This window comes from Amycolatopsis sp. NPDC003861 (assembly GCF_053605405.1).
In genome coordinates this window covers 1-17,976 of sequence record NZ_JBSGJD010000208.1, presented here as the reverse complement: position 1 = coordinate 17,976, position 17,976 = coordinate 1, and the positions used below count along the sequence as shown (strand labels likewise).

The window sequence follows — 17,976 nt, the reverse complement described above, 5'->3', positions numbered from 1 at the left end:
TGGGCCTGCCGGACCTCTGACCCGGCGTCAGTCCAGAGCGCCCCAATGTGGCGTTCGGTGCGTCCAGCGCACCCAATGTGGCGTTCGGTGCGTTGGACGCAACCAACGCCACATTGGGGCGCTTGGGACCCAGCGCCCCGTCAGCTCTCGTCGGTCTTCTTGGGCTCCTCGGCCTGGGCCTCCGAGGAAACCGGCTTCTCGGCCGGCACGTCGGCCGTGACCTTGGCGGGCTCGGCCTCGGGCTCCTCGGCCGGGGCCTCCGCAGCCGGGACCTCGTCCGGCTCCGCGGCGTCCTTGCTCACCAGGGTCTCCGGTGCCTCCCGGGGCCCGCGCTTGCCCGCGACCACGAAGTACGCCACCGCGCCCGCGAAGAGCAGGATCGACGTCCACACGTTCACCCGCAGCCCGAGGATGTGGTTCGCCGTGTCGGTGCGCATCATCTCGATCCAGCCGCGGCCGACCGTGTAGCCCGCCACGTAGAGCGCGAACGCCCGGCCGTGGCCGAGCTTGAACTTGCGGTCCGCCCAGACCACCAGGAGCGCGACCAGCAGGTTCCAGATCAGCTCGTACAGGAACGTCGGGTGGACCGGGCTCTCCGGCAGCGGGATGTGGCCCGTCGCGACGCCGTTCAGGAGGTTGTCCGGGTCCTCCGGGTTGAAGCGCTGGTAGACCTCCAGGCCCCACGGCAGGTCCGTGTGCGCGCCGTAGAGCTCCTGGTTGAAGTAGTTGCCGATGCGGCCGATGGCCTGCGCGACGACGATGCCCGGCGCCACCGCGTCCGCCACCGCCGGCAGCGGGATGCCCTTGCGGCGGCAGGCGATGAGCGCACCCACCGCGCCGAGGGCGATCGCGCCCCAGATGCCGAGGCCGCCGTCCCAGATCGCGAACGCGTTCCACGGGTTGCGGCCCTCGGTGAAGTACAGCTCGGGGTCGGTGATCACGTGGTACAACCGGCCGCCGACCAGGCCGAACGGCACCGCGAACACCGCGATGTCGATCACCGTGCCCTTGGTGCCGCCGCGGGCGATCCAGCGCCGCTCGCCCCACCAGATCGCCACGATGATGCCGGCGATGATGCACAGGGCGTACGCGCGGAGCGGGATCGGTCCCAGGTGCCAGACACCGCGGTCGGGGCTCGGGATCGTCGCGAGGTAGGCGCTCATCACGCGGCCACCGTAGCGCTAAGGCGCCGGAGCTTCCAAGGCGGCCAGGTAGCCCGCCACCAGCGCGTGCGCGACCTGGGTGACGGCTTGGTCACGCGGCAGGAACCGCTCGTCGTGCAGGCTCGGCACCCCCGCCGTGTCGCCGAGGCCGACGAACAGCATCAGCCCGCGGGTGCCGCCGCCGCAGTAGTGGGCGAAGTCGTCGGCGCCGAAGGAGCGGAACTGGTCGTCGACGACGAAGCCCGCGTGCCGCAGCCACCGCTGCGCGCCCGCGGCCAGCGCCGCGTCGTTGTCCAGGACCGGCTCGCACGGGCTGATCTCCAGCTCGGCCGTGCAGCCGTGGGCCCGCGCGGTGCCGTGGACAATCTCCGCCAGCGTTTCCAAGGCCCGTTCGCGGTCCTTCGTGCGCATCAGGCGCAGCGAGCCGAACGCGCTCGCGCTGTTGGGGACGACGTTGGCCGCCGCGCCGCCCTGGATGCGGCCGATCGAACAGACCGCGCCGAACACCGGGTCGATCCGGCGGGACGCGAGCTGCTGCAGGCTCACCACCAGCTGGGACAGTGCCAGGATCGGGTCGCGCAGCAGGTGCGGGTAGCCGGCGTGGCCGCCCTGGCCGTGCATCGTCACCTCGAACTCGTCGGTGGAGGCGTTGACCGGCCCCGGCACCGCCGAGACGACGCCGTGCGCGATCCGCGGCTGGACGTGCGCGCCGATCACCGCGTCCACGCCGTGCTCGGCCAGCACCCCGGACTCGACGACGTCGAGCGCGCCCGGCGGCGACGTCTCCTCCCGCGGCTGCAGCAGCGCCAGGATCGGCCGCGGCACGCCGACGCGCTGCGCGGCCCGGCCGACGGCGACCAGCGCGGCGAGGTGGACGTCGTGGCCGCACGCGTGCATGAACTCGTTCCCGGACGCCCACGGCACGCCGGTGCCCTCCAGCACCGGCAGGGCGTCGAGCTCGGCCCGCAGCGCCACGGCCGGGCCGGCCCCGCCGGGCAGCGGGATGGCGCGCCCGGTCTTGGCGACGCGGGTGCCGTCGCCCGCGCCGAGCGCGCCGGCGACCAGACGGGCGGTGTCCTCCTCGTCACCGGAGCCGCGCGGGTCGGCGTGCACGGCGTGCCGGAGCTCGACGGCGGCGGGCAGTTCGTCGGCGATCGCCTGCGTCCACCGGGTCCACAGATCACTCACACGTGCTCCAAGCGGTAGATCCTCTTCGCGTTCTCGTGTCCCACCAAAGCACACAGCCGGACGGCGTCCTTTTCGGACATCGCGTCCGCCTCCAGCGCGGCCCGCAGGAAGTCCGACAGGCCCTGCCGGAACAGGGCCGTGCCCAGGTGGTACAGCTCGGCCAGGCCGAAGGCGTCGCTGGAGAAGAGCACCTTCCCGAACGGCGCGAGCTCCAGGAGCTCGGCCAGCACGGCCGGCGCCCGGAAGCCCGCGTTGTGCGTGATGAGCCCGGCGTCGACGAACACGTGCTCGAAGACCTGCGCCAGATACGCCGCGTGGCGGTGGAACGGGTAGTTGTGCAGCAGCAGGATGGGCACGCCGCGGCCACGGGTGGCCCGCAGCAGCCCGGTGAGCAGCAGCGGGTCGCACCGGTGCAGGTCGACGTCGGAGTCGCCGTAGCCGACGTGGAACTGCACCGGCAGGCCCAGGTCGAGGCCGGTGAACACGAGGTGGCGGTGCAGCACCTCGTCGGCCAGCCGGCCGCCGCCCGCGGCGAGCCACCGCCCGGCGGCGGCCTCGACCTCTGCCGGCGACGGCCGCTCCCCGGTCAGCTCCAGGCCGACGCGGTACGCGGCGATCGACTTGAGCCCCACGGCCGTGGCCGCGCGGTTCCCCAGCTCGTCGGCGAAGGCGCCGGCGAACCCGGCCGCGGTGGTTCCCCCGATCACCGCCTCGGCCACCTGTTCCAGCCGGACGACGTCGTGCGCGCGGGTGCCCGCGAGCTCGGCGAACTCCGGCGTGGTGGTCAGCGCGTCCGGCAGGAAGCCGCCGTCCAGCAGGAAGCCGGTCGTGCCGGTGGCCCGCAGGAACCGCCGGGCCACCTCGGCCGCGCCCAGTTCGGCGCGGCGTTCGAGGTAGGCCTCGGCCGGGGCGTGCTTCGGCAGGTCGAGCACGGGCGCGCAGCGGGCCCGCACGGCCAGCCCGATCAGCGAGTCGAACAGGCTCGTCCCCAGCGGTGACGGCGCGTCGGCCTCGGTCAGCATCGCCTCGAAGTCCGCGCGGGTCACGTCCCGGGTGACGACACCGTGGCAGTGGTGGTCCACCAGCGGCAGATCCGCGACGAACGGGAGCAAACTCGTCATGCGCCTCCGTCCGCGTTCGTCAGCCTCTCCCCCACCCTACGAGCGAACCGCGGCGCGGACAGGACGGCGATCACGGCGAGCACCAGCACCGCCGCGGCCACCACCGGGAACCACCGCGCCGGGCCTTCGGTGGGGTACGGCACGACGTTGACGTACACGGTGTACCCGAGCACGGCGAGCGCGCCGATCGGGAAGACGAGGTGCCAGGCCGGCACGCGCATCCGGCGCTTCACGAACAGCAGCAGGATCGCGCCGATCGTGGTGAGCAGGTAGATGACCAGCAGGATGAGCGTCCCGATCGAGCCCGACCAGGCGAACGTGTCCGCCGCCGTCGCGCCGAAGAAGACCGCGCACACCACGATGATCAGCGCCGCCGCGGCGGTCACGGCGCTCACCGCGGCCACCGGGGTGCCGCGCGAGGACGTCCGGCCGAGGCCGCCGCCGGCGTCGCGGCCCAGGGCGTAGAGCAGCCGCGAACCGCCGACGACGCAGGCGAGGCAGCAGCCGAACGCGCTGATCGCCGCGCCGACGCTGATGACGTCGCCGACCCAGGCGCCCGCGTACCGGCTGCCGAGGTCGCCGAGCAGGGACGGCGAGTCGTGGAACGCGCTCGCGTCGCTGCCGAACGCCATCATCTCCACGGCCGTCACCACCACGAAGTAGAGGCCGCCGAAGAGCGCCGTGCCGAGGATCGCGCGCGGGATGTTGCGCTTCGGGTCGTGGGTTTCCTCGCCGAGCGTCGCGGCGGCTTCGAACCCGGCGAAGGACAGGAAGCCGAAGACCGCGCCGAGGAACACCCCGGACAGCCCGGTTTCCGGGACGAAGACCGCCATCGTGAACCGGGCGCCGCCGGGGGCGTTCCCCGCGACGAGCCGGACGCCGATCACCACGGTGACCAGCAGGATCACCGCGATCGTCGCGCCTTCGACAGCGAGCAGGGTGCTCGTGCCGCGGCGCGCGGGGACCACGGACAGCAGCCAGGCGCCGAGCAGCGCGACGGCCGTCAGCACGAACGGGCCCCAGGACGGCGGATCCGGCCAGATCCCGGTCTGCGTCAGGAAAGCCGTGCCCAGCGTGCCCGCCGCCGAACTGGTGACGACGGCGTAGAACGTGTACGTCCCGAGCAGCCCGATGCCCGAGACGACCCCCGCGCGCGGGCCGAGGGTCGCGCCGACGAAGGCGTACACCGACCCGGCGTGCTGGTAGTACTGGCAGAGCTTGACGAAGCCGTACGCGACCAGCAGGACACCGACCGCGGAAAGCAGGAAGGCGAGCGGCACCGCGCGGCCGGCGGCCGCGGCGGTCTGCTGGGGGTTGATGTTGGCGGCCATGCTCGGGGCCATCAGCGCCACGGACAGGCCGACGGCCTGCCAGACGGAGAGGGAGCGGCGCAGCCCTGGACGGGTTTCGACGGTGTCTGACACGATCTTCACCTCTCTTCTCAGGTGAGCGGATCCAGTGAACAGCGATGGGGGCAGGATGAGCCAGCTCGATCGGGCAGAGCTCGCGCAACAGGGCGCACTCCGGGCCGACGGCCTCCGCGCCGCCGGCGTGGAGCTCGTCGCGCTGACCTTCGTGGACAACAGCGGCATCGCGCGGGTGAAGGCGGTCCCGGTGGACCGGCTGTGGTCGGCCGCGGCGTGGGGCGTCGGCGCGTCGAACTCGTTCGACTTCTTCCTGGCCACCGACGAGATGGTGGGTGGCGAGTACTCGCGCGGCCCGGTCGGGGACCTGCGGCTGCACCCGGACCTCGACGCGCTCGTGCCGCTGGCCGCGCAGCCCGGCTGGGCGTGGGCGCCGGCCTGGCGCTACGACCAGGAAGGCGAGCCGCACCCGCAGGACGCGCGGGCGCTGGCGGCGGCCGCGACGGCCCGGCTCGCGGAGCTGGGCTACAACGTGCGGACGGCGTTCGAGATCGAGTGGGTGGTCACGGCGGCCGACGCGCCGGACGACCCGCGCTCGGCCACCGCGGGCCCGGCGTACGGCTACGCGCGGCTGTCTTCCCAGGCGCGTTACCTGCGGACGCTGGTGTCCACGCTGGGCGCCCAGGGGGTCGCGGTGGAGCAGATCCACCCCGAGTACGCGGCCGGGCAGTTCGAGGTGTCGGTGGCGGCGGGCGACCCGGTGCGCGCGGCGGACGTCGCCGTGCTGACGCGCGAGACGATCCGGACGGTCAGCGAGCACCACGGGCTGCGGGCGTCGTTCACGCCGAAGTTCGCCCCGGACGGCGTCGGCAACGGCGGCCACGTCCACCTGAGTCTGTGGGACGGCGACCGCAACCTGTGCGCCGGCGGCGACCGGCGGTTCGGGCTCACCGAGACGGCGGAGGCGTTCGGCGCCGGGATCCTCTCCCGGCTGCCGGCGCTGCTGGCGATCGGCGCGCCCTCGGTGGTCAGCTACCTGCGGCTCCAGCCGCACCACTGGGCCGGGGTGTTCCACGCCTGGGGCCTGGAGAACCGCGAGGCGCCGCTGCGGCTGGTCCAGGGCCCGGCCGGGCAGCGCGACCGGGCGGCGAACTTCGAGGTCAAGTGCTTCGACCTGACGGCGAACCCGTACCTGGTGGTGGCGGCTCTGCTCTTCGCGGGCCTGGCCGGGCTTTCCGAAAAGGCACCGCTGCCGACCCCGGTCGACGTCGACCCGGGAACGCTCCCCTCGGCGTCGCGGCTGCCGGCGTCGCTGGCCGAAGCGGTGACGGCGTTCGAAGCGGACCCGGCGCTGACGTCGGCGTTCGGCCCCGAGCTGGCGACGACGCTGATGGACGTCCGCCGCGGCGAGCTCGACCGGCTGGGTGCGTTGCCGCCGGACGAGCTGTGCGCCGTGATGCGGTACCTACATTAGGGCTTTCGCCACCTCGCTCCGGAGCTGCGGGAGCTTCGCGTAGAGCTGGTCGCCCGGGCATTCGGTGTTGTAGTAGTCGCGGTGGCCCTTGATCTCTTCGACGGGGATGCCGTACTGGCGGCAGATGTAGGCGCAGAAGACGACGAGCGACGCCCACTGCGGCTGGGGCGGTTCGACGCTGGTGTAGAGGCCTTCGTTCTCGATGCCGATGGCGTTGGTGTTCTGCCCGGGGCAGTGCGCGCCCTGGATCATGGTGGTCCGGCCGCGCAGCGCGTCGAGGCTGCCGTGCCGCCCCTCGAGCCGATACCCGCCGCGGCTGACGGTGAAGTGCTGGCCGGTGTCGGACCAGTGGTTGTTGTCGATGTGGTCGTGCTGGTCGTCGCGCGCGACCTGGAAGGCGTGGGCGAGCGAGTAGTCGGTGCTGTTGGCGCTGGCGATGTGGTGGATGAGGATCCGGTTCGCGGGGTGGTCGAGCGTGGTGAGCGCGTCGGCGGGCGGCCGGGCACCCCACTCGGCACAGCTGTAGATCCGCGGCTCGGTTCCCGCGGCTCGGGCGGCTCGGGGGAGGACCAGGCCGGCGGCCCCGGCAACGGCGAGCCCGGCGGCACCGCGGAGGAAGCTGCGCCGCGGGAGGTGTGCGATGTCCATGGCGGGACTCTCCCGCGGCGCCGTACAGCTTTCGTACAAAGGCGGGTCAGGCGAGGCGGATTGTGGCGGTGAAGGGGCGAGTGAGCGCGAGATCCGTTTTGTCGCTCTTGGCGATGGGTTCGTACTCGCCGGCGTGGAGTTCGAACAGGGTCGCCGCGATGGGGTCGCCGGGCTCGACGAGGAGGTAGTACGGGATCAGGGCTTCGGCGTAGATGGCCCGCTTGAGGACCCGGTCCTGGATTTTGGTCGACGGTGAGACGATTTCCGCGGCCAGGAGGACATCGCTCGCTGCGTAGGCGACGGTGTCGACGCCGGGGCAGTTGAGAATCACCAGGTCGGGGATCAGCAGCCGTTGTGATCCGATCCGCACGTTCACGCCGGGGAGCAGCTCGGTGTCGTCTGGCAGCGCAGGTGCGAGGGCCAACTGCAGTTTCTGCAGGAGCCGCTGGTGGCGGGAGGTCGGCGCGGGACTCACAAAAAGAGCTCCGTCCACGACTTCGATCCGCTGCCGTGACACCTGGTCTTCGGGCAGGGCGAGAACTTCGTCGACCGTCCACCCTTCCGGCCTCGGCGGGATGTGGAATTCAGCGCCGGGTTCAGTCGGTGCCGCCATCGCGCTTCACCTCCGCTCCCGTGCGTCGCCGTGGGTCTGTCCCAGTGTGGCATGTTCGCTCGGTCCCCTCGTTGTGGATCATCACACGAGGAGTATGCAGACCGCCACCGACAGTTCTGATCGGGCGATGGGTGTCACGCAGGTGTGACGGCCCGGCGCACACCTTCCGCCAGCTCCGCCGACAGCGCACGGACCCCCGAAGCACCTTCGGCCGCCGCCGTGACCAGGGCGGAACCCACGATCACCGCGTCCGCGAACGAAGCCACCTCGGCCGCCTGGTCGCCCGAGCGGACACCCAGACCGACGCCGATCGGCAGCGACGTGTGCGCCCTCGTCCGCCGGACCAGCTCTTCCGCTCCCGCGCCGACCTGGTCGCGCGCGCCCGTCACGCCCATCACCGCGGTCGCGTAGATGAACCCCGACGACGCCGCCGCCGTCAACGCCAGGCGCTCCTCCGACGACGACGGCGCCACCAGGAACGTGCGGTCCAGGCCGTGCTCCTTCGAAGCCGTCATCCAGGCGCCGGCCTCGTCCGGGATCAGGTCCGGGGTGATCAAGCCGAGCCCGCCCGCCGAGGCCAGGTCGCGGGCGAAACGGTCCACGCCGTAGCGGTTCACCGGGTTCCAGTACGTCATCACGACCGCGCGGCCGCCGCGGGCGGACACCGATTCGACCACCTCGAACACGTGCTTGAGGCGGAAGCCGTTGTCCAGCGCCGTCACCGACGCCGCCTGGATGGTCGGGCCGTCCATCACCGGGTCCGAATACGGGACGCCGACCTCGATCAGGTCCGCGCCGCCGTCGACGCAGGCCGCGATCAGGTCCTTCGAGCCGGCCACCGTCGGGAAGCCCGCCGGGAGGTAGCCGACCAGTGCGGCGCGGCCCTCGGCGCGCGTCGAGGCGAAGAGGTCGTCCAGCCCGCTCATTCGTTCACCAGTCCGAACCACTTGGCCGCCGTGTCCATGTCCTTGTCGCCGCGGCCGGAGAGGTTCACCACGATGAGGCCCGAAGGGCCCAGCTCGCGGCCCAGCTCCAGCGCGCCGGCCAGTGCGTGCGCCGACTCGATCGCCGGGATGATGCCCTCGGTGCGGGACAGCAGCTTGAACGCGTCCATCGCCTCGGCGTCGGTCACCGGGCGGTACTCGGCGCGGCCGGTGTCCTTGAGCCACGCGTGCTCCGGGCCGACGCCCGGGTAGTCGAGCCCGGCCGAGATCGAGTGCGACTCGACCGTCTGGCCGTCCTCGTCCTGCAGCAGGTACGTCATCGCGCCGTGCAGGTTGCCCGGCGTGCCCTTCGTGAGCGTCGCGCCGTGGCGGTTGCCCTCGATGCCTTCGCCGCCCGGCTCCAGGCCGACCAGCCGCACCGACGGGTCGTCGTAGAAGCCCGAGAAGATGCCGATCGCGTTCGACCCGCCGCCGACGCAGGCCGCGACGACGTCGGGCAGGCGCCCGGCCTGCTCGAGGATCTGCGCGCGGGCCTCTTCGCCGATCACGTGGTGGAAATTGCGCACCATGGTCGGGAACGGCGCCGGGCCGGCCGCCGTGCCGAACAGGTAGTGCGTGCTGTCGGCGTTGGTGACCCAGTCGCGCAGCGCCTCGTTGATCGCGTCCTTCAGCGTCCGCGACCCGGTCTTGACCGGGATCACCTCGGCGCCCAGCAGCCGCATGCGGGCCACGTTCAGCGCCTGGCGCTCGGTGTCGACCTCGCCCATGTAGACGACGCAGTCGAGGTCGAGCAGCGCGCACGCGGTGGCCGTCGCGACGCCGTGCTGGCCCGCGCCGGTCTCGGCGATGACCCGCTTCTTGCCCATCCGCTTGGTGAGCAACGCCTGGCCCAGCACGTTGTTGATCTTGTGGGAGCCGGTGTGGTTCAGGTCCTCGCGCTTGAGGAACACGCGCGCGCCGCCGGCGTGCTCGCCGAAGCGCTTGGCCTCGGTGAGCAGCGACGGACGGCCGGCGTACTCGCGCAGCAGGCGGTTGAACTCGTTCAAGAACTCCGGGTCGTGGCGGGCCTTCTCGTACTCGGTGGCGACCTCGTCGACGACGCCGATCAGCGCCTCCGGCATGAACCGCCCGCCGTACGGGCCGTAGTAGCCGCGCTCGTCCGGGTCGTGTTTGCCGTGTTCGCCCGTCACCGCGACGGCCTCGGGCAGGCGGGGTGGGACCCGGCGGTGACCAGCTTGACCAGGGCACCCTTCGGGTCGCCGGACGCGACGAGCCCCTCGCCGACCAGCACCGCGTCGGCGCCGTGGCCGGCGTAGGACATCAGGTCGCCCGGGCCGCGGACGCCGGATTCGGCGACCTTGTAGACGTCCATCGGCAGGCCGGGGGCCAGCCGCGAGAAGACGTCGCGGTCCACCTCGAGGGTGTGCAGGTTGCGCGCGTTGACGCCGATGACCTTGGCGCCCGCCTCGAGGGCCCGGTCGGCCTCCTCGGCGTTGTGGATCTCCACCAGCGCGGTCATGCCGAGCGATTCGACGCGGTCGAGCAGGGCGACGAGCGCGTTCTGCTCCAGCGCGGCGACGATCAGCAGCACCATGTCGGCGCCGTGCAGGCGGGCCTCGTGCACCTGGTACGGGCTGACGATGAAGTCCTTGCGCAGGATCGGGATGTCCACCGCGGCGCGGACCGCGTCCAGGTCGGCCAGCGAACCGCCGAAGCGGCGCTGCTCGGTGAGCACGCTGATCACGCGCGCCCCGCCGGCTTCGTAGTCCTTCGCCAGCGCGGCCGGGTCGGGGATGTCGGCCAGCTCGCCCTTCGAAGGGCTGCGCCGCTTGACTTCGGCGATGACGCCGATGCCGGACTCGCGCAGGGCGGCCATCACGTCGCGCGGCGCCGGGGCGGCGGCCGCGCGCAGCTTCAGCTCGTCGAACGGCAGCGCGGACTCCCGCACGGCGAGATCTTCCCGCACGCCGGCGACAATGTCTTCGAGCACGCTCACCGGGCGCCCCCACCAGGGCGCGTGCTCACGGATTCACTCGCAAGGTCGCTCACAAAAACCTTCCCCTTCCCGCCGAAACGATGCTAACCCCCGCATCCGCGACGCCCGGTTCCGGGTGTGCGCGTTACTCCGAATGCCTCCCCCGCACGTCGGTCGGATCTTCCCCTTCGGACAGGGCCTCCCACAGCTCCGCGTCGGGGTCACGGACCTTTTTCCGGGTGGCCGGAGCCGCGTACTTCGCCCCGAGCCGGGTGGCCCGGGACGCACCCTTGACGGCTGCCAACCCGCCGGTGGCGACGAGAATTCCCCCGAGCACGGCCAGGCCGCGGCCCAGCAGCATCTGGGTGACCGGCAGGCCGTCGGCGTAACCGGAGAACCGGACCCCGGCGACCCCGAGCCAGACCGCCGCCACGCCGGCCAGCGCCAGCACGACGCCGAGCGCGCGCCGCGCCCAGCCGCCGGTGGCCACCAGCCCGGCCACGCCGGCCAGGGCCAGCAGTGCCAGCGGCACGAGCGCGGCGGCCTGCTGCTCGCCGGTCTCGCGGTAGAGCACCGTCCCGCGCACGCCGCCGTCGCGGAACTCGGCGAACCACGTCAGCCGTGACGCACCCCACAACGCGGCCGCGCCCAGCAGCAGCGCGGTCACCATCATCCACAGTGGACGCTTCGAGGCGGCCGGGTCCGGGCCCGGCGTGTCAGACACGGGCGGCGTCCGCGGCCGGGTCGAGGGCGCCCGCCGGCACCATCGTCTGCGCCGCGGCCACCGCCGACAGCACGGTCCGGGCCTTGTTCAGCGACTCGGTGTCCTCGTAGTCCGGCACCGAGTCGGCGACCACCCCGCCGCCCGCCTGCACGTGCGCGACGCCGTCCTTGACCAGCGCCGTGCGGATCGCGATCGCGGTGTCGGCGTCGCCGGCGAAGTCGAGGTAGCCGACGACCCCGCCGTAGAGCGCGCGGCGGACCGGCTCGAGCTCCTCGATCAGCTCCATCGCGCGGACCTTCGGCGCGCCGGACAGCGTCCCGGCCGGGAAGCACGCCGTGACCGCGTCGAACGCCGTCTTGCCCTCGGCCAGCTCGCCGGTGACGGTGGACACGATGTGCATGACGTGGCTGTAGCGCTCGATCTGGAAGAAGTCGACCACGCGCACGGTGCCCGGCTTGCAGACCTTGCCGAGGTCGTTGCGGCCGAGGTCGACGAGCATCAGGTGCTCGGCGCGCTCCTTTTCGTCGGCCAGCAGGTCCTTGGCCAGCTGCGCGTCCTCCTCGGGGTCGGCACCGCGCCAGCGGGTGCCCGCGATCGGGTGCGTGGTCGCGCGGCCGTCCCGGACGGTGACCAGGGATTCGGGGCTGGAGCCGACGATGTCGAAGCCTTCGAGCCGCAGCAGGTACATGTACGGGCTCGGGTTGGACGTCCGCAGCACGCGGTAGATGTCGAGCGCGTCGGCCGCGGTCGGGATCTCGAACCGTTGCGACGGCACGATCTGGAACGCTTCGCCGGCCTTGATCGCTTCGACGGCCTTCTCGACGGCCGCGTGGAAGTCTTCCTTCGACCGCTTCCGCACGAAGTCCGGTGCGGGCCGGTCGAACGCGGCGACGGTGGCGGGCGCGGGCACCTGCAGCTGCTCGGTCATCGCGGAGAGGCGGGCGACGGCGTCGTCGTAGGCCGCGTCCACGCGCTCGGGCGAGTCGTCCCAGTTGACGGCGTTCGCGATGAGCGTGACCGTGCCCTCGTGGTGGTCGAACGCGGCCAGGTCGGTGGCCAGGAGCATGGTCAGCTCGGGCACGTCGAGGTCGCGCTCGGCCAGCTCGGGCAGCTTTTCCAGCCAGCGCACGGCGTCATAGCCGATGTAGCCGACCATGCCGCCGGTCAGCGGGGGCAGCCCGGGCAGCGGCTCGGTGTGCAGGGCTTCGATGGTCTCGCGCAGGACTTCCAGGGGGTTGCCCTCGCTGGGCAGGCCGACCGGCGGGGTGCCGGTCCAGACCGCTTCGCCGTCGCGGACGGTGAGCGCGGCCGGGCTGCGGACGCCGATGAACGACCAGCGGGTCCAGGACGCGCCGTTCTCGGCGGACTCGAAGAGGAACGTGCCGGGCCGGTCGGCGGCGAGCTTGCGGTACACCCCGATCGGCGTCTCGCCGTCGGCGAGGACCCGGCGCACGACCGGGATCACGCGGCGGCTCTCGGCGAGGACGCGGAAGTCCTCGCGGGACGGGCTGACCGTGCCGGGACCGGCCGGACCGGCGGATGCGCTGACCATGGACCTCATTGTGCCGGTCCCCCGGCACCCGGCTTCTCCGGGTGTCGAATTCAACGCTCATTGAATTTCACGGATCCGTGCGTCATGATGGGGTCGTGAGCACCACGGACCACACCGAGACTACTGCCCGTCGCCGCGGGCGCCGCCCGGCCGGCCAGGACACCCGCACGGCGCTGATCGACGCCGCGCGGTCGGTGTTCGCCGAAAACGGCTACGACGGTGCGACCGTGCGCGCGATCGCCACTCGCGCCGGCGTCGACGCGGCGATGGTCAACCACTGGTTCGGCAGCAAGGAGGGCCTGTTCGCCCAGGCGGTCCTCGAGCTGCCGTTCGACCCCCTGGAGCTGCAGAAGGCGCTGCGCAACGGCCCCGCCGACGAGCTGGGCGAGCGGATCGTCCGCACGTTCATCACCCGCTGGGACAGCGCGGGCGGCGGCCAGTTCGTGGCGCTCATCCGCAGCATCACCGGCCACGAGCAGGCCGGCCACGTGCTGCGCGACTTCTTCCAGCGGTTCTTCAGCGGGCTGATCACCTCGATCGGCTCGGACCGCAACGCGCTGCGGATGAACCTGTGCGCGACCCAGATGGTGGGCCTGGGCATGGTCCGGTACGTGGCGAAGTTCGAACCGCTCACCACCGAGGACGTCGAGGTGCTGGTGCGGGCGATCGCGCCGAACCTGCAGCGCTACCTGACCGGCGAGATCGGCTGACCCCGCGGCCGGAATCGCGCAGAAGCCGCGAGAAAAAGCACAAGTCAACCGGCTCGCGCGTCACCCGAATGCCGGACGAATTGCGGCCGATCGCCATTCGTGGACACCATTCGCACAATCGTGGAATTGAGCGATTCGTAGTATCGCCGCATGAAGCCAACGTCTTCGGGACCCGCCGCGAGAACACTGGCCGCTTCGCTGCGCGAAGAACGCGAAGCGCGCAAAATCGGCCTGCGGGCTCTCGCCGACAAACTGGGCATCCTCCCCCAGTTGCTGTCCGTGTGGGAAAAGGGACAGCGCCTGCCGAGCGTCGAAGACGTGTCGGCGATCCTGGCGCTGCTCGGCGTCACCGGGGAAAAGCGCGACCGGATCCGGGCGCTCGCCCGGCACGCCCGCGAACCCAACTGGCTCGCTTCGGGCAACACCGATCTCCCCTTTGCGCTCACCACGAGACTGGACCTCGAACGGACCGCGAACGCCATCACCTCGTGGTCGCCGCTGATCGTTCCCGGGCTGCTGCAGACCCCGGACTACATCCGCGCCATCGTGGACAGTTCCGCGGTCCCGATCGAACAGGCCGACCGGCAACTGCGGGTCCGGCTCGCCCGGCAGGCGATTCTCACCCGCCGCGAACCCATCCGGTTCACCGCTTTGCTCGGCGAACGTTCCCTGCAGGAGGATTTCGGCATTCCCGGGGTCATGTCCGACCAGATCGACCACCTGGAGGCGGTGTCACAGCGCCGGAACATCAGCCTGCGGATCGTCCCCGCCGGAATCGGTTACCACCCCGGCCTGATCGGCCCGTTCGAAATCTACGAGTTCCCCGGTTCGCCGCCGATCGTCTCCGTCGAACACGTCTGCTCGACGGCTTTCCTGCACGAGGACGCGCAGATTTCCGGGCACCAGCAGGTGGCCAGGCTGCTCGCCAAGGCCGCGTTGAGCGAGGAGGCTTCCCTGGCGCTGCTCCGGGACGCCGCCCGGTGACCGGACGGCTACCGCGCGAGCAGCAGCGCGATGAGCGCCAGCGCGCCGGGGACCACCTGCACGAACAGGATCCGCTTGCTGGCCGTCGCGGCGCCGTAGAGGCCCGCGACGATCACGCAGACGATGCCGTAGAGCTTGAGCTGGAACCCGGTCGGGTCGCTCGCGATGAGGCCCCACACCAGCGCGAGCGCCAGGAAGCCGTTGTACAGCCCCTGGTTGGCGGCGAGCGTCTTGGTCTCCTCCGCGAACTCCTTCGTGGTGCCGAAGCCGGCGCGGGCGCGGGGCGACGTCCAGAGGAACATCTCCAGGACGACGATGTAGAGGTGGATCAGGGCGACGAGCCCGACCAGGATGTCGGCGACGATGGTCACGCGTGCTCTTTCTCATCCGCCAGGAGGAGGCGTTCCTCGGTGTCGAAGCAGGTGTGCGTGCCGGTGTGACAGGCCGGGCCGGTCTGGTCGACGCGCAGCAGCACCGTATCGCCGTCGCAGTCGATCCGCACCTCGCGAACGTGCTGGTAGTGCCCGGACGTTTCGCCCTTCACCCACAGCTTCTGCCGGCTGCGCGACCAGTACGTCCCGCGGCGGGTGGCCAGTGTCGCCGCGAGGGCGTCGTCGTTCATCCAGGCCATCATCAGCACGTCCGAAGTGGCGTGTTCGACGACGACCGCGGCGATCAGGCCGTCGGCGTTGCGCTTGAGGCGCGCCGAGACGGTCGCGTCCAGGGTCATGCGGTGGCTCCCAGGATGTGCCGCTTGAGCGGCATCGAGTTCAGCAGGACGAACGCGTAGCCGTAGCCGGCGAAGGACAGGCCGGAGAACAGCTTGTTGAACCACAGCTCGGCGGCGAGCAGCAGGAACGCGTGCAGCAGCGCGAAGACGACGGTGACGACCAGGCCGCCGATCCGCGCGCTGCCCATCTTCAGCACGAGCCCGGTGGTCACCACGGCCCCGAGCAGCAGCGCGAGCGCGGGCATCCGGTAGATGGCCAGGCCCGCCCCGGCGCTCAGCACCGGGATCAGGTCGAGCAGCGCCCACGCGACCGGGAGCCCGACCAGCAGGCCGGCGGTCACCTTCACCTCGACGGGTGCCTGCCAGGACTTCACCGGACCTCGACCCCGCCTTCGCGCAGGGCGCCCTTGACGTCCCCGATCGTCAGCTGTCCGAAGTGGAACACGCTGGCGGCGAGCACGGCGTCGGCCCCGGTCCGCACCGCGGGCAGGAAGTGCTCGACGGCCCCCGCTCCCCCGCTGGCGATCACCGGGACGCGCACGGCCTTGCGCACCAGTTCGAGGAGTTCGAGGTCGAAGCCGTTCTTCGTGCCGTCGGCGTCCATGGAGTTGAGCAGGATCTCGCCGACGCCCAGCTCCTCGCCGCGGGCCGCCCACTCGACGGCGTCGATCCCGGTGCCGCGGCGGCCGCCGTGGGTGGTGACCTCGAAGCCGGAGGCGGTCGGCTCGCCGCCCTCGGGCACGCGGCGGGCGTCGACGGACAGCACGATGCACTGGGCACCGAACCGCCGCGACGCCTCGCTGAGGAACTCCGGCCGCGCGATGGCGGCGGTGTTGATGCTCACCTTGTCGGCACCGGTCCGCAGCAGCCGGTTGACGTCGTCGTTGCTGCGGACGCCGCCGCCGACGGTGAGCGGGATGAACACCTGCTCGGCGGTCCGGCGGACGACGTCGTAGGTGGTCTCGCGGTCCCCGGAAGAGGCCGTGACGTCGAGGAAGGTGAGCTCGTCGGCGCCTTCGGCGTCGTAGCGCCGGGCCAGCTCGACAGGGTCTCCGGCGTCACGGAGGCCGGCGAAGTTGACCCCCTTCACCACCCGGCCCGCGTCGACGTCGAGACAGGGGATCACCCGCACCGCGACAGACATGGCCACCAGCGTAGTCAAGGGGGTCGGACCGGCCGCGATCCGGCATCCGCCGTTCACGCCCCGGCCACCCGGTTCGTCTAGTTTCCGCGCGTGCGCAGACTCCTCCCGGTGGCCGTGGCCGCCGTCTCCCTCCTGACCGCCGTCCCCGCGTCGGCCGCTCCCCGCGACCCGGCGCCCGTCCTCCAGACCCAGGCCTTCGTCGACGACGCCGGCGCCACCCCGGCCGACGCCGACGCCGACGACCCGGCCATCTGGGTGCACCCGCGCGACCCCGAGCGCAGCGTCGTCCTCGGTGCCCTGAAGGAAGGCGGCCTCGCCGCGTTCGACCTCGGCGCGCGGACCCTGCAGCTGGTCCCCGCCGGCCCCGGCGGGCGGTTCAACAACGTCGATGTCGTCGGGGACCTGGCCGTCGTCAGCGACCGGGGCCGGGACCGCGTCCGCGTCTACCGGATCGACCCCGCGGGCGCGGCGGCCGGCGCGCACGTGCTGCGGGACGTCACCGACCCCGCCGCCGCACCGGTGTTCTCCGCGTCGGAGTCCGAAGTGGACGAGCAGCGGACCGCCTACGGCCTGGCCGCGGGCCGGGACCCGCGCACCGGTGTCCGGTGGGTCGCGGTGACCCGGCGGCACGAAACGCGCGTGGCGCTGCTGCGGCTGGTGGACCGGCCGGGCGGGACGGTCGGCACCGCGCCGATCGACACCGTGGACCTGCCGGCGCGGTTCCGGCTGCCGGACGGGACCTCGTGGTCGCCGTGCGAGGAGCCCGGCGAGGGACCCCAGCTGGAGGGCTCGGTGCTCGACGGCCGCGTGCTCTACACCGCCCAGGAAGACGTCGGGATCTGGCGGATCCCGCTGACGTCCGGGGGCTTCGGGCGGCCCGAGCTGATCGACCGCGTGCGCTCCTTCGGCGTCCCCTCGCGCTGGGACGCGGCTTCGGAGGAGTGCGTCCCGGACGGCGCCGACCCCGGCTACGGCGGCCGCCGGCTGACGGCCGACGCGGAGGGGCTGGCGGTGGCGAACGGCACGCTGTTCGCCTCCAGCCAGGGCGACTCGCGGTTCGTCGTGTACGGCCGGCACGTCCGTGACCTGCGGATCGTCGCGGGCCGCGGCACGGACTCGGTCGAGCACTCCGACGGCTCGGCGATCAGCACCGCTTCCCTCGGCCGCCGCTTCCCGCACGGCCTCCTGGTGGTCCACGACGGCGAGCGCCGCCCGTCGGCCGGGGACCTGCCGACCACGGGTTTCGCGTTCGTCCGGCTGGAGGACGTCCTGCCCCGGTGAAAAAAGTTCCGTCCGCCGTGCAGCGGCACGGCCCCCTCGCGCGTCCACAGGAGTGACCGAAAGGACGCGTGTGACCTTCGAAGAGTTCGTGGCGGAGCGGCTGGACGGGCTGCTCCGCTACGCCACCGTCCTGACGAACGACCCGCACCTGGCGCAGGACGTCGTCCAGGACGTGCTCCTGCGCGCCCAGCAGCGGTGGGACGGCATCGCCGCGCCGCCGGCCTACGTGCGGCGGATGATCACCAACGAGTACCTGTCCTGGCGGCGGCGGGCGGTGCGGCGGATGGTGTCGAGCAGCCACGACGTCCTCGACGACCTCGGCCCGCCCGAACCCGACCCCGCGACCGCCTACGACGAGCGG

The 17,976-nt window shown here is 72.2% G+C and carries 20 protein-coding genes; 5 read left to right on the top strand and 15 right to left on the bottom strand.

Going from position 1 to position 17,976, the window contains the following annotated elements:
• Nucleotides 1-140: 140 nt before the first annotated feature.
• Genes lgt through ACWEVN_RS36300 form a run of 4 tightly spaced genes read right to left on the bottom strand, consistent with a single transcriptional unit; the run spans nucleotide 141 to nucleotide 4,896 of the window.
• A complete protein-coding gene (gene lgt / locus ACWEVN_RS36315; RefSeq protein WP_452054286.1) occupies nucleotides 141-1,163 on the bottom strand; it encodes a prolipoprotein diacylglyceryl transferase in 1,023 nt (340 codons plus the stop codon).
• Nucleotides 1,164-1,181: 18 nt separating this feature from the next.
• Nucleotides 1,182-2,351: a M20 metallopeptidase family protein gene (locus ACWEVN_RS36310; protein ID WP_449682288.1), complete on the bottom strand. Its 1,170-nt coding sequence runs from the start codon at nucleotides 2,349-2,351 to the stop codon at nucleotides 1,182-1,184.
• Nucleotides 2,348-3,472, bottom strand: a complete 1,125-nt coding sequence (locus ACWEVN_RS36305) for an amidohydrolase family protein (RefSeq protein ID WP_452054285.1) — start codon at nucleotides 3,470-3,472, stop codon at nucleotides 2,348-2,350. Before ACWEVN_RS36305 ends, ACWEVN_RS36310 begins: the two co-directional genes overlap by 4 nt.
• Nucleotides 3,469-4,896, bottom strand: coding sequence for an APC family permease (locus ACWEVN_RS36300; protein ID WP_452054284.1), 1,428 nt, complete (start codon nucleotides 4,894-4,896; stop codon nucleotides 3,469-3,471). Before ACWEVN_RS36300 ends, ACWEVN_RS36305 begins: the two co-directional genes overlap by 4 nt.
• A gap of 55 nt (nucleotides 4,897-4,951) precedes the next feature.
• On the opposite strand from ACWEVN_RS36300, the gene ACWEVN_RS36295 reads away from it, so the two are divergent.
• Nucleotides 4,952-6,310: a glutamine synthetase family protein gene (locus ACWEVN_RS36295; RefSeq protein ID WP_452054283.1), complete on the top strand. Its 1,359-nt coding sequence runs from the start codon at nucleotides 4,952-4,954 to the stop codon at nucleotides 6,308-6,310.
• On the opposite strand, the gene ACWEVN_RS36290 is transcribed toward ACWEVN_RS36295, so the two are convergent.
• The 7 genes from ACWEVN_RS36290 to ACWEVN_RS36260 all read right to left on the bottom strand — a co-directional run bounded on the left by ACWEVN_RS36290 (nucleotide 6,302) and on the right by ACWEVN_RS36260 (nucleotide 12,766).
• Nucleotides 6,302-6,958 carry a peptidoglycan recognition protein family protein gene (locus tag ACWEVN_RS36290; protein ID WP_449682284.1) on the bottom strand — a complete coding sequence of 219 codons (657 nt, stop codon included), beginning with the start codon at nucleotides 6,956-6,958 and terminating at the stop codon, nucleotides 6,302-6,304. The genes ACWEVN_RS36295 and ACWEVN_RS36290 overlap by 9 nt on opposite strands.
• 46 nt (nucleotides 6,959-7,004) lie before the next feature.
• Nucleotides 7,005-7,571: a Uma2 family endonuclease gene (locus ACWEVN_RS36285; RefSeq protein ID WP_452054282.1), complete on the bottom strand. Its 567-nt coding sequence runs from the start codon at nucleotides 7,569-7,571 to the stop codon at nucleotides 7,005-7,007.
• Between the two features lie 134 nt (nucleotides 7,572-7,705).
• The gene (trpA, locus tag ACWEVN_RS36280) at nucleotides 7,706-8,497 is read right to left on the bottom strand and encodes a tryptophan synthase subunit alpha (RefSeq protein WP_452054281.1); all 792 of its coding nucleotides are present in this window, start codon (nucleotides 8,495-8,497) and stop codon (nucleotides 7,706-7,708) included.
• Complete coding sequence (gene trpB, locus ACWEVN_RS36275; protein ID WP_449682281.1) at nucleotides 8,494-9,705, bottom strand: tryptophan synthase subunit beta; 1,212 nt, start codon at nucleotides 9,703-9,705, stop codon at nucleotides 8,494-8,496. Before trpB ends, trpA begins: the two co-directional genes overlap by 4 nt.
• On the bottom strand, nucleotides 9,702-10,511 hold the full coding sequence (gene trpC / locus ACWEVN_RS36270) for an indole-3-glycerol phosphate synthase TrpC (RefSeq protein ID WP_310976495.1): 810 nt from the start codon (nucleotides 10,509-10,511) through the stop codon (nucleotides 9,702-9,704). The genes trpB and trpC overlap by 4 nt, the downstream gene beginning before the upstream one ends.
• A 124-nt stretch (nucleotides 10,512-10,635) precedes the next feature.
• Nucleotides 10,636-11,163, bottom strand: a complete 528-nt coding sequence (locus ACWEVN_RS36265; protein WP_449682346.1) for a Trp biosynthesis-associated membrane protein — start codon at nucleotides 11,161-11,163, stop codon at nucleotides 10,636-10,638.
• A gap of 43 nt (nucleotides 11,164-11,206) precedes the next feature.
• Nucleotides 11,207-12,766 carry an anthranilate synthase component I gene (locus tag ACWEVN_RS36260; protein WP_452054280.1) on the bottom strand — a complete coding sequence of 520 codons (1,560 nt, stop codon included), beginning with the start codon at nucleotides 12,764-12,766 and terminating at the stop codon, nucleotides 11,207-11,209.
• Between the two features lie 95 nt (nucleotides 12,767-12,861).
• Between ACWEVN_RS36260 and ACWEVN_RS36255 the strand changes: the two genes are divergently transcribed.
• Both ACWEVN_RS36255 and ACWEVN_RS36250 read left to right on the top strand, forming a co-directional pair.
• Nucleotides 12,862-13,476, top strand: coding sequence for a TetR/AcrR family transcriptional regulator (locus ACWEVN_RS36255; protein ID WP_449682279.1), 615 nt, complete (start codon nucleotides 12,862-12,864; stop codon nucleotides 13,474-13,476).
• 150 nt (nucleotides 13,477-13,626) lie between these two features.
• Nucleotides 13,627-14,460 carry a helix-turn-helix domain-containing protein gene (locus ACWEVN_RS36250; protein ID WP_449682278.1) on the top strand — a complete coding sequence of 278 codons (834 nt, stop codon included), beginning with the start codon at nucleotides 13,627-13,629 and terminating at the stop codon, nucleotides 14,458-14,460.
• Between the two features lie 8 nt (nucleotides 14,461-14,468).
• On the opposite strand, the gene ACWEVN_RS36245 is transcribed toward ACWEVN_RS36250, so the two are convergent.
• Genes ACWEVN_RS36245 through hisF form a run of 4 tightly spaced genes read right to left on the bottom strand, consistent with a single transcriptional unit; the run spans nucleotide 14,469 to nucleotide 16,334 of the window.
• Entirely contained in the window at nucleotides 14,469-14,831 is a 363-nt protein-coding gene (locus tag ACWEVN_RS36245) for a DUF1304 domain-containing protein (protein WP_310976500.1), read from the bottom strand.
• Entirely contained in the window at nucleotides 14,828-15,190 is a 363-nt protein-coding gene (hisI, locus tag ACWEVN_RS36240; RefSeq protein ID WP_452054279.1) for a phosphoribosyl-AMP cyclohydrolase, read from the bottom strand. Before hisI ends, ACWEVN_RS36245 begins: the two co-directional genes overlap by 4 nt.
• Nucleotides 15,187-15,564 carry a hypothetical protein gene (locus tag ACWEVN_RS36235; protein ID WP_310976503.1) on the bottom strand — a complete coding sequence of 126 codons (378 nt, stop codon included), beginning with the start codon at nucleotides 15,562-15,564 and terminating at the stop codon, nucleotides 15,187-15,189. The genes hisI and ACWEVN_RS36235 overlap by 4 nt, the downstream gene beginning before the upstream one ends.
• The gene (gene hisF / locus ACWEVN_RS36230; RefSeq protein WP_310976505.1) at nucleotides 15,561-16,334 is read right to left on the bottom strand and encodes an imidazole glycerol phosphate synthase subunit HisF; all 774 of its coding nucleotides are present in this window, start codon (nucleotides 16,332-16,334) and stop codon (nucleotides 15,561-15,563) included. The genes ACWEVN_RS36235 and hisF overlap by 4 nt, the downstream gene beginning before the upstream one ends.
• A 108-nt stretch (nucleotides 16,335-16,442) precedes the next feature.
• Between hisF and ACWEVN_RS36225 the strand changes: the two genes are divergently transcribed.
• Both ACWEVN_RS36225 and ACWEVN_RS36220 read left to right on the top strand, forming a co-directional pair.
• Nucleotides 16,443-17,615, top strand: a complete 1,173-nt coding sequence (locus ACWEVN_RS36225) for a phytase (RefSeq protein ID WP_452054287.1) — start codon at nucleotides 16,443-16,445, stop codon at nucleotides 17,613-17,615.
• Between the two features lie 70 nt (nucleotides 17,616-17,685).
• A partial coding sequence (locus ACWEVN_RS36220; protein ID WP_452054278.1) for a sigma factor occupies nucleotides 17,686-17,976 on the top strand: 291 nt, incomplete at its 3' end.

Excerpts from the sequence above, each read along its gene's own strand:
- ACWEVN_RS36290 (WP_449682284.1), bottom strand. The coding sequence starts at position 6,958 with ATGGACATCGCACACCTCCCGCGGCGCAGCTTCCTCCGCGGTGCCGCC.
- lgt (WP_452054286.1), bottom strand. The coding sequence starts at position 1,163 with ATGAGCGCCTACCTCGCGACGATCCCGAGCCCCGACCGCGGTGTCTGG.
- hisI (WP_452054279.1), bottom strand. The coding sequence starts at position 15,190 with ATGACCCTGGACGCGACCGTCTCGGCGCGCCTCAAGCGCAACGCCGAC.
- ACWEVN_RS36250 (WP_449682278.1), top strand. The coding sequence starts at position 13,627 with ATGAAGCCAACGTCTTCGGGACCCGCCGCGAGAACACTGGCCGCTTCG.
- ACWEVN_RS36260 (WP_452054280.1), bottom strand. The coding sequence starts at position 12,766 with ATGGTCAGCGCATCCGCCGGTCCGGCCGGTCCCGGCACGGTCAGCCCG.
- ACWEVN_RS36285 (WP_452054282.1), bottom strand. The coding sequence starts at position 7,571 with ATGGCGGCACCGACTGAACCCGGCGCTGAATTCCACATCCCGCCGAGG.
- ACWEVN_RS36265 (WP_449682346.1), bottom strand. The coding sequence starts at position 11,163 with ATGATGGTGACCGCGCTGCTGCTGGGCGCGGCCGCGTTGTGGGGTGCG.
- hisF (WP_310976505.1), bottom strand. The coding sequence starts at position 16,334 with ATGTCTGTCGCGGTGCGGGTGATCCCCTGTCTCGACGTCGACGCGGGC.
- trpA (WP_452054281.1), bottom strand. The coding sequence starts at position 8,497 with ATGAGCGGGCTGGACGACCTCTTCGCCTCGACGCGCGCCGAGGGCCGC.
- ACWEVN_RS36305 (WP_452054285.1), bottom strand. The coding sequence starts at position 3,472 with ATGACGAGTTTGCTCCCGTTCGTCGCGGATCTGCCGCTGGTGGACCAC.
- ACWEVN_RS36295 (WP_452054283.1), top strand. The coding sequence starts at position 4,952 with ATGAGCCAGCTCGATCGGGCAGAGCTCGCGCAACAGGGCGCACTCCGG.